Annotated in this window: 9 protein-coding genes; 6 read left to right on the top strand and 3 right to left on the bottom strand. The window is 74.1% G+C overall.

Annotated elements, in window-relative coordinates; genetic code table 11:
• The coding region (locus tag O2V61_RS12760; protein WP_269183680.1) for a hypothetical protein at window positions 1-670 on the top strand (670 nt) is incomplete at its 5' end.
• Window positions 671-728: 58 nt separating this feature from the next.
• Here O2V61_RS12760 and O2V61_RS12755 read toward each other — a convergent pair.
• Together O2V61_RS12755 and O2V61_RS12750 are read right to left on the bottom strand one after the other, a co-directional pair.
• Complete coding sequence (locus tag O2V61_RS12755; protein ID WP_269183679.1) at window positions 729-1154, bottom strand: DUF2795 domain-containing protein; 426 nt, start codon at window positions 1152-1154, stop codon at window positions 729-731.
• 34 nt (window positions 1155-1188) lie between these two features.
• Window positions 1189-1398: a DUF2945 domain-containing protein gene (locus O2V61_RS12750; protein WP_269183678.1), complete on the bottom strand. Its 210-nt coding sequence runs from the start codon at window positions 1396-1398 to the stop codon at window positions 1189-1191.
• Window positions 1399-1813: 415 nt separating this feature from the next.
• On the opposite strand from O2V61_RS12750, the gene O2V61_RS12745 reads away from it, so the two are divergent.
• The 5 genes from O2V61_RS12745 to cysD all read left to right on the top strand — a co-directional run bounded on the left by O2V61_RS12745 (window position 1814) and on the right by cysD (window position 6753).
• A complete protein-coding gene (locus O2V61_RS12745; RefSeq protein WP_269183677.1) occupies window positions 1814-2539 on the top strand; it encodes a siderophore-interacting protein in 726 nt (241 codons plus the stop codon).
• 136 nt (window positions 2540-2675) lie between these two features.
• Window positions 2676-3407 (top strand): response regulator transcription factor, encoded by a 732-nt coding sequence (locus O2V61_RS12740; protein WP_269184267.1) that lies wholly within the window; start codon window positions 2676-2678, stop codon window positions 3405-3407.
• Window positions 3404-4966: a sensor histidine kinase gene (locus O2V61_RS12735; protein ID WP_269183676.1), complete on the top strand. Its 1563-nt coding sequence runs from the start codon at window positions 3404-3406 to the stop codon at window positions 4964-4966. The genes O2V61_RS12740 and O2V61_RS12735 overlap by 4 nt, the downstream gene beginning before the upstream one ends.
• A gap of 33 nt (window positions 4967-4999) precedes the next feature.
• Window positions 5000-5710, top strand: coding sequence for a PaaI family thioesterase (locus tag O2V61_RS12730; RefSeq protein WP_269183675.1), 711 nt, complete (start codon window positions 5000-5002; stop codon window positions 5708-5710).
• A gap of 134 nt (window positions 5711-5844) precedes the next feature.
• Complete coding sequence (gene cysD / locus O2V61_RS12725; RefSeq protein ID WP_269183674.1) at window positions 5845-6753, top strand: sulfate adenylyltransferase subunit CysD; 909 nt, start codon at window positions 5845-5847, stop codon at window positions 6751-6753.
• Here cysD and O2V61_RS12720 read toward each other — a convergent pair.
• On the bottom strand, window positions 6744-7067 hold the full coding sequence (locus tag O2V61_RS12720) for a hypothetical protein (RefSeq protein ID WP_269183673.1): 324 nt from the start codon (window positions 7065-7067) through the stop codon (window positions 6744-6746). The two genes, cysD and O2V61_RS12720, sit on opposite strands and share 10 nt — an antisense overlap.
• Between the last annotated feature and the right edge of the window lie 44 nt (window positions 7068-7111).

Here is a 7111-nt window from a genome sequence, read left to right as displayed (position 1 = left end):
CGCTGCGGACGGCGCCGTGGAGCGGATCGGCGTCACCAACGACGCCGCTGACGCAGCCGTCGCCCGGATCGGGGTCACCAACGACGCCGCCGACCAGTCCGTGGCCCGCATCGGGGTCACCAACGACGCCGCTGACCAGTCCGTGGCCCGGATCGGCGTCACCAACGACGCCGCTGACGCAGCCGTCGCCCGCATCGGGGTCACCAACGACGCGGCGGACCAGTCCGTCGCCCGGATCGGCCGGTCGACCGACGCCGCCGACGCGCTCCTCGAGGCGGTCGGCGGCACGGCCGGCGCCGCCGACGGCACACTGGCCCGCGCCGAGGCGCTGCTCGCCGCGATCTCCCCGCTGCTGGACGACTACCGCCCGGCGTTGACCGCGCTGGCTCCGTCGCTGACCCGGTTCGCCGAGGAGCTGCACACCGACGAGGTCACCGCGATCATCACCCTCGTCGACCGGCTCCCCGACCTGGTCGTGCACCTCGACGAGGACGTCCTGCCGGTGCTGCTGACCCTGAGCGACGTCGCACCGGACGTGCACACCCTGGTGGAGACCGTGCAGGACATGCGGCAGGTGGTGAAGGGCTTCCCCGGCTCGCGGCTGTTCCGGCGCCGCGGTGCCGAGGAGATCGCCGAGGAGGAGGCCGAGTCGGAGAACTCCTCCTCCTGAACGCACCGACCGGCGCCGCCCCCGAGGGGACGACGCCGGTCGCTGGCCGGGTCTGCGCTCAGGTCTCCGTCGGGTAGCCCAGCGCCCGGACGACGTCCCCGATCCGCTCGTAGACCTGACCCTCGGGCAGCCGGGAGAGCTCGCTGGCCACCACGTCCGGGGCCCGATGATCGCGAGCGGCCTCGACCAGCTCCGGGCCGGTGCTGGGGAAGTCCGCGCGGTCCAGCCAGCGGGACAGCTCGGCCCGGGCCACGACCGCATCGGCGTCCATGCCCTCCGGGACCCCGCCGACCAAGGTGCCGGCCGGGTCGGCGTCGATGTCGGGCTGGTCCTCGCCGACCGGCTCCACCTCGCGCCACTCCGAGGAGCGGGTGGCCCGCTCGGCCTTCATCATCCCCTGGACCTCGTGCTCGAGCTCCTCGTCCAGGCGCGGGTTGTGCTTGGTGCTCCGGCTCCCAGTGAAGCCGCCCTCGGTCTCGCTCACGATGTCCTCCTCCGTGCGGGCGTCGCCGCGCCGCTCAGTCCTTCTCCAGTGCGCTCGGCTTGTGCACGGCGGTGCCCCCGCTCTTCTCGCTCTCCACCTCGTACTGCGGGTCGTCCGGACTGGCGCGCACCGTGCGCCCGGCCGCCTCGGTGTCCTCGGTGATCTCCCGCTGCACCGTGCCCTCAGCCGTACCACCGTGGCTCTTCCAGCTCACGTGGTCGCCCTTCGAGAACTCCTTCGCCATCCCGGCCTCCCTCTCGCACCGTCGGTCCGGTGTGCCTGCCCGTGGCGACAGCCGCGCACACATCGAGCGACGGTGTGCGCCGGGTGACCGTCGGCCACCCGACGGCGGTCACCCGTTCGGGGGGTGTCCGGGGGGACGGTGGTGACGACGGCGAGATCGTCACGTAGCGTGCTCATTCGACGGGGTGCACACAGCGTCTCCCCTGATCAGTGCGATGAACTGGTCACGGTGGGTGAGGCCCTCGTCCACGATCGCCGGCTCGGCTGGTCCCATTCCCCCGGGGCCGGCCGGGTCGGCCCCGTTAGGGTCGGTCCTCGTGTCATCGACCGAGGAACCCGCCCCCACGGCAGCCGCGCCAGGCGCCGGGGCAGCCGATCCCGCAGTCCGCCCGGTCGACGTGCTCACCGTGACGTCCGTGCGCGACGTGACACCCGCGGTCCGCCGGGTGACCCTCACCGCCCCCGCCACCGTGGTCGCCGCCTGCGGGCCCACGATGTCCTTGCTCGTCCCCCGCGCCGACGACCGCTCCCCGCGGTGGCCGGAGGTGGCTCGCGACGGCCGCATCGTCTGGCCGCAGGGCAGCCACGGCGTCGCCCTGCGCAGCTACACCGCGCGCCGGCAGGACCCGGCCGCCGGTGAGGTCGACGTCGACTTCGTCCTGCACGGCGACGGCCCGGCCGCCTCCTGGGCCGCGGCCGCCGCGCCCGGTGCCGTGCTCGGGCTGGCCAGCGCCGCTCCCCTGGGCGCTTCTCCTGCCGGCTGGCTGCTGCTGGCAGGTGACGAGACCGCGCTCCCGGCGATCAGCCGGATCCTGGCGACGGCTGCCCCGGACGCCCGTGGCGTGGTCCTGCTCGAGGTGGCCGGCCCCCAGGAGGAACAGCCACTGACCGCGCCGCCCGGCGTCGCGGTGCGCTGGCTGCACCGGGACGGCGTGGCGCCCGGGGTGAGCACCCTGCTGGTCGAGGCGGTGGCCGCCCTGCCCCGCCCGCCGGGTGAGGACCTGTTCGCCTGGGTGGGCGCCGAGTCGGCCGTCGTCCGCGCGGTGCGCGCCGACTTGCGGGGTCGCTGGGGGCTGCGCCGGGGGCAGCATCACGCCATCGGTTACTGGCGCGCCGGCCGCGCGATGTCCCCGGCCGGTTGACCGCCGCGCCGACGGCCTCCTCGACCTGATCCCCAGGCTCCTCACAGGTACCGTCCAGGCCAGCCGCAGCCGCCAGCGGGACCCTGGAGTGATGACGACGTCGCCGCAGGGTCCATCGGGAGGGGACGTGTCCACCATGAGCTCCGGCTCACCGGCGCCCGGCGCCCAGCGGCCCGAGGCGCGGCTCCTCGTCGTCGACGACGAGCCGAACATCCGCGAGCTGCTGTCGGCCAGCCTCCGGTACGCGGGCTTCGAGGTCGCCACCGCCCCGGACGGGCAGCAGGCCCTGTCGATCGCCGACCAGTTCCAGCCGGACCTGCTGGTGCTGGACGTGATGATGCCCGGACTCGACGGCTTCGGCGTCGTCCGGCGGCTGCGTCAGAAGGGGACGAACACCCCGGTGCTCTTCCTGACCGCCCGGGACGCCGCCGAGGACAAGGTGACCGGCCTGACCCTGGGCGGGGACGACTACGTCACCAAGCCGTTCAGCCTCGACGAGGTGCTGGCCCGGATCCGGGCGGTCCTGCGTCGCACCCAGAGCGTGCAGCAGGCCACCGAGGCGCCACGGCTGACCTTCGCCGACATCGAGCTCGACGAGGAGTCGCACGAGGTCCTCAAGGCCGGCAAGCTGGTCAGCCTGTCGCCGACGGAGTTCAAGCTGCTCCGCTACCTGATGACCAACGCCGGCCGGGTGCTGTCCAAGGCACAGATCCTCGACCACGTGTGGAACTACGACTTCAACGGCGAGGCCAACGTCGTCGAGTCCTACATCTCCTACCTCCGCCGCAAGATCGACACCACCGAACCGCGACTGCTGCACACGCTGCGCGGCGTCGGCTACTCCCTCCGCCTCCCCCGCGGCTCGTGACCGCGACCGCCCGGAGCCGGGCGGTGGAGACCGCGGCGGCCCCGCCACCCCCCAGTACGCCGCTGGCGCAGCCGGCACACGGCCCCGCGCCGAGGGTCCCGCTGCGGGTCACCCTGGTGGCCCTGATGGTGGCCCTGGTCGCGGCCGCGCTGGCCGCCACCGGCTTCGCCGCCACCTCCCTGCTGCGCGACTACCTGGTCGAGCAGCAGGACGAGCAGCTGGACGCCGGCCTGGAACAGCTGGCGGGGCAGCCGGTCCGGATCCTGCAGGCCTGCGCCGGCGACTGGCCCCGCATCCCCAGCAACCAGTACATCGCCTGCCTGGACCTCGACGCCGAGGAGGACTCCGTCTCGGTGGTGCAGGGCCCGGACGACGACGACCTGCCCGACGTCAGCCGTCTGGACGCGACGGAAGTCGGCGTCGACGGCACGGCCGCCATCTCCACCGCATCGCAGGACGGGCGGACCACCTGGCGGGTGGGCGCGATCCGGGTGCCCAGCACCCCGGTCAGCGAGGAGTACGTCGTCGTCCTGGGACTCGACCTGAGCGCCGACGAAGACGCCCTGGGCCGGCTGGTGCGGATCGAGCTCATCGTCGGCCTGCTGGTCCTGGCGGTGCTGGGCGTCGCCGGCCACCTCGTCGTGCGCAACAGCCTGCGGCCGCTGGTGGAGGTGGAGCACACCGCCCGGGCGATCGCCGCCGGCGACCTGTCCCGGCGCGTGCCGGTGGGCGACGACCGGACCGAGGTCGGCCGGCTGTCGGCCGCGCTGAACGGGATGCTCGGCCGGATCGAGAGCTCCTTCCGCGCCCAGCAGGCCTCCGAGGAGCACGCCGTCGCCTCCGAGGCGCGGATGCGCCGGTTCGTCGCCGACGCCAGCCACGAGCTGCGCACCCCGCTGACGTCCATCCGCGGCTTCGCGGAGCTGCACCGCCAGGGTGCGGTCGACGGCCCGGAGGACACCGGCCGGCTGATGCAGCGGATCGAGTCCGAGGCGACCCGGATGGGGTTGCTCGTCGAGGACCTGCTCCAGCTCGCCCGGCTGGACCAGCAGCGACCCCTGGCACTGGCCCCGGTCGACCTGGCCGAGCTGGCCGGGGACGCCGTGCACGACGCCCGCGCCGTCGACCCCGACCGCCCGGTCAGCCTGCAGCTGGACCCCTCGCTGACCGACGTGCCCGTCGTGCGCGGCGACGAGGCCCGGCTGCGCCAGGTGATCGGGAACCTGGTCGCCAACGCGCTCACCCACACCCCCTCCGGCACCCGGGTGACCCTGCGCGTCGCCGAGGACGAGACCGAGCCCGACGGGCTCGTCGTCGCGGTCAGCGACGATGGCCCCGGCCTGACGCCGGCCGACGCCGACCGGGTGTTCGAGCGGTTCTACCGGGCCGACTCCTCCCGCACCCGCGCCGCCGGGGGCACCGGGCTCGGGCTGTCCATCGTCGCCGCGCTGGTCGAGGCGCACGGTGGCCGGGTCGAGCTGCGCACCGCCCCCGGCGAGGGCGCCACCTTCGCCGTCCACCTGCCCCGCTCCGGTCCGCAGGCGCCCAGCCCCTCCTGAGCCGGCCGCCGGACCGGCTGGTCCAATCCACGGGTGACGATCGAGGAGACCGCGACCGAGGCCGAGCTGCTGACCGCCGTGACCGACCTGGGGAGCGCGCTGCGCGAGCTGGTCGGCGCCACGGTGACGACGACCGTCCCGGCCGCGGAGCTGCGCGCGGCCGCCGTCGCCGTCCGGGAGGTCACCGCGCGGCTGTCGGCGGCCCGGCGCACCCGCGACCAGCTGCCCGCGCTGGACGACCCGGCCCAGGGGCGGCGGGTGTTCAACCCGGTCAGCGGGGTCGGCAGTCCGCTGGCCCCACCGCTGGTCATCCGGCGCGAGGACGGCGGAGTCGTCAGCGAGGTGACGCTGGGGCTGGCGTACGAGGGTCCGCCCAGCTACGTGCACGGCGGGATCAGCGCCCTGTTGATGGACCAGCTGCTGGGGTCTGCGGCGATCTCAGCCGGGCTCTGGGGCATGACCGCGCGGCTCGAGCTCGACTACCGCCGTCCGGTCCCGCTGGAGACGGCGCTGGTGCTGCGCGCGACGGTCGGTGGGAACTCCGGCCGCCGGACCACCGTCTCCGGGTCGATCGCGCTGGCGGCCGCCCCGGACGAACCGCTCGTCCAGGCGCACGGCGTCTTCGTCACACCGCGTCCGGAACAGGTCGCCGCCTACTTCTCCGCCATCACCGACGCCTCCGGCCGGTCCACCCCGCCCGGCCGGCCCGGGGACGCGACCGCGGTGGTCGACCAGCCCGGCTGAGCCCACCGCCCGCCCGGGCCGGGTGGGCCATGACGGACACTGGTGCCGGGAATCCCCATCACGTCGATGCGGTTGCCCCACTGATCGTGTCGCCGGCCGGCGATGCGTGCCGCCGTCCTCGGGAGCTCGACAGCGTGTCCATCGCCGACCACCGGCTCACCCAGCTGCAGACGCTGGAGGCCGAGTCCATCCACGTGCTCCGCGAGGTGGCCGCCGAGTCCGAGCGGCCGGTGCTGCTGTTCTCCGGCGGCAAGGACTCGATCGTCATGCTCGAGCTCGCCCGCAAGGCGTTCGCACCGGCCCGGATCCCCTTCCCGGTGATGCACATCGACACCGGGCTGAACTTCCCCGAGGTCCTCGAGTTCCGGGACAAGCGGGTCGCCGAGCTCGGCGTGGAGCTGGTGATCGCCTCGGTCCCCGACGCCATCGCCGCCGGCACGGTGCGCGAGGAGCCCAACGGGTCGCGCAACCGGATCCAGACCCCCGTGCTGCTGGACGCCGTCGAGCAACACGGCTTCACCGCCCTGTTCGGCGGCGCGCGGCGGGACGAGGACAAGGCCCGGGCCAAGGAGCGGATGTTCTCCTTCCGCGACGAGTTCGGCCAGTGGGACCCGAAGAACCAGCGCCCCGAGCTCTGGGACCTCTACAACGGCCGCACGCACCTCGGTGAGTCGATCCGGGTGTTCCCGCTGTCCAACTGGACGGAGCTGGACATCTGGGGCTACATCGCCCAGGAGGAGATCCCCATCCCGCAGCTGTACCTGGCCCGTGAGCGGGACGTGGTGGACCGCCAGGGGATGCTCTACGCGGTCAACGAGTTCATCACGCCCCGGGACGGCGAGCAGGTGCTGCGCGAGAGCGTGCGGTACCGCACCGTCGGCGACGCCAACCTGACCGCTGCCGTCCGCTCGACCGCCACCGACGTCGAGGAGGTCATCGCCGAGATCGCGGTGACCCGGCTGACCGAGCGTGGCGCCACCCGCGGCGACGACAAGGTCAGCGACGCCGCCATGGAGGACCGGAAGAAGGAGGGCTACTTCTGATGGCGGTCCTGATGGCGCCGGGCACGCGCGGCCAGCGCGGCCTCCAGCCGCTCGACCTCGGCCTGCTGCCCGTGCAGGCGAGCCCGGCGCAGCGAGCGCCGCAGGCGCCGGCGGCGGTCGACCAGCACCCGGACGACGACGCCCAGCAGCACCAGCCCGGTCAGCCAGCCGACCACCTCGGGCACGCCCGGGCCCAGCGGCGCACCGAACGCCGAGTCGAGCAGGACGCTGGCCCACTCGGTGACGGCGTAGCCGATGACGTAGCCGAGCACCACGACCATGAGCGCGGGCACTGCGGCAGCGAAGACGAACACCGTCACCTCTCCGTGGACGTGGGCCCCAGCGTCCGCCACCTCGG

Source organism: Modestobacter sp. VKM Ac-2985, assembly GCF_026967925.1.
GTDB lineage: Bacteria > Actinomycetota > Actinomycetes > Mycobacteriales > Geodermatophilaceae > Modestobacter.
Note: the sequence above shows the minus strand (reverse complement) of the source record. Positions and strands in the feature narration are given on the sequence as shown.

What these genes read in the sequence shown, in the direction of transcription:
- O2V61_RS12750 (WP_269183678.1), bottom strand. Translation starts at nt 1,398, where the DNA reads ATGGCGAAGGAGTTCTCGAAGGGCGACCACGTGAGCTGGAAGAGCCAC.
- O2V61_RS12740 (WP_269184267.1), top strand. Translation starts at nt 2,676, where the DNA reads ATGAGCTCCGGCTCACCGGCGCCCGGCGCCCAGCGGCCCGAGGCGCGG.